Origin of the sequence: Nocardioides oceani, from assembly GCF_030412965.1 — a bacterium.
GTDB lineage: Bacteria > Actinomycetota > Actinomycetes > Propionibacteriales > Nocardioidaceae > Nocardioides > Nocardioides oceani.
The window spans coordinates 1-1,006 of the sequence record NZ_JAUHJQ010000046.1 but is presented as its reverse complement, the minus strand read 5'-3'; the positions used below and the strand labels follow the sequence as shown (position 1 = coordinate 1,006).

General features: G+C 67.5%; 2 protein-coding genes. Both read right to left on the bottom strand.

Going from position 1 to position 1,006, the window contains the following annotated elements; translation table 11 throughout:
- A partial coding sequence (locus QWY28_RS23215) for an IS3 family transposase (RefSeq protein ID WP_300955292.1) occupies positions 1-624 on the bottom strand: 624 nt, incomplete at its 3' end.
- A gap of 8 nt (positions 625-632) precedes the next feature.
- A complete protein-coding gene (locus QWY28_RS23210) occupies positions 633-953 on the bottom strand; it encodes a transposase (RefSeq protein WP_300955291.1) in 321 nt (106 codons plus the stop codon).
- Positions 954-1,006 lie beyond the last annotated feature (53 nt).

Sequence of the window (1,006 nt, the reverse complement as noted above, 5' to 3'; positions counted from 1 at the left end):
TTGGACTCCGCGGTCGCTGTGATGCGTGAGCCCGGTGACGTCCTGCCCGGCGCGCTGCCGGGTCCACAGCCCCATGTCGAGCGCGTCGAGTGCCAGGTCGGTGCGCAGCGACGTGGACACCTGCCAGCCGACGATCGTCCGGCTGAAGACGTCGAGGACGAACGCGACGTAGGTCCAGCCGGCGTGAGTCCTGACGTAGGTCAGATCCGCGACCCACAGCTGGTTCGGCGCGGTAGCGACGAACTTGCGCTTGACCAGGTCCTCGGGTCGCTCGGTCTCGGCGCCGTCGCCGATGGTCGTCTTGCGGGTCTTCTCCCGCGGGATCCCGCGCAGTCCCTCGGCCTTCATCAGTCGCTCTACCGTGCAGCGGGCGACCTTGACGCCCTCACGGTTGAGCTCAGCGTGGATCTTCCTCGCGCCGTAGACACCCAGGTTCGCTTTGTGGGCGACCTTGATGTCCTCGACCAGCTCAGCGTCGCGGATCGCGCGGGCCGAGGGCGGCCTGGACCTGGCCGCGTAGTAGCTGCTCGGGGCGATCGTGAGGCCGGCCTTCTTCAGCGCGGCGCAGATCGGCTCGACCCCGACCTCGCGCCCACCGACTACGTCGTGGCGATGGGCGTCGATGTAAGCGACTACTTGCTGGTGGGGCGGTCGAGCTCCGCCGCGAAGAAAGCTGAAGCCGTCCTCAAGATGTGATTGGCACGCCGCAGCTCGCGGACCTCCCGCTCGAGCTCGGCCAATCGCTGCGAGTCGGTTGTCGTGGTGCCCGGGCGAACGCCACCGTCGATCTCGGCTTGCCGGACCCAGTTGCGCAAGGTCTCGGGGTGCATGCCGAGTTGCTCTGCCACGCGCTGGATCGCGCCGTTCTTGGTAGCGGGATCCTGCCGCAGCTCTACCGCCATCCGAGTCGCGCACTCACGCAGCTCGTCGGGGTACTTCCTGGATGCTGCCATGACTCTCATCCTCCATGGATTGAGAGCCTCCACCAGACCCGGGGCGATTCACG